1 protein-coding gene is annotated in these 532 nt (G+C 66.9%); it reads left to right on the forward strand.

Translation table 11 applies throughout. From position 1 onward, the window contains the following. Positions 1 to 532 (forward strand): serine/threonine-protein kinase (locus NP3_RS46095; protein WP_245721408.1); only part of this gene is annotated, 532 nt, incomplete at both ends.

Raw genomic sequence — 532 nt, forward strand, 5'->3', positions numbered from 1 at the left:
TTTCGCTATCGAGGGGGTTTTGGGCCGAGGTGGCATGGGCTCGGTGTATCTGGCCCGGCATCCGCGGCTGCCGCGGCAGCTCGCGCTCAAGCTGCTCAATCGGGAGGTCTGTGCCGAGGCGGAGATTCGCCGCCGCTTCGAGCAGGAAGCCAGTGTCGTTGCCCGCATGGAACATCCAGGAATCGTGGGGATCTACGATCGCGGGATCCACGACGAGCAGCTGTGGATCGCCATGCAATACATCCACGGGACCGATGCCGCGCAACTGTCACCGGATCAGCTGAGCATCGAGCGAGTGCTGCGCATCCTCAACGGCTGCGCCGCCGCGCTGGACTACGCGCACTCGCGCGCAGTGCTGCACCGCGACATCAAACCGGCGAACATTCTGCTCGCCGCCCCGCAGATCGGGCTCGAGGAACGCGCGGTGCTCACCGATTTCGGGATCGCGCGGGTACTGGGCGCCACCTCCGGGCTCACCGCGACCGGAACCTTCACCGCCACCCTCGCTTTCGCCGCGCCGGAACAGCTGGCC

The organism is Nocardia pseudovaccinii NBRC 100343 (genome assembly GCF_001613225.1).
GTDB classification, from domain to species: Bacteria; Actinomycetota; Actinomycetes; order Mycobacteriales; family Mycobacteriaceae; genus Nocardia; species Nocardia pseudovaccinii.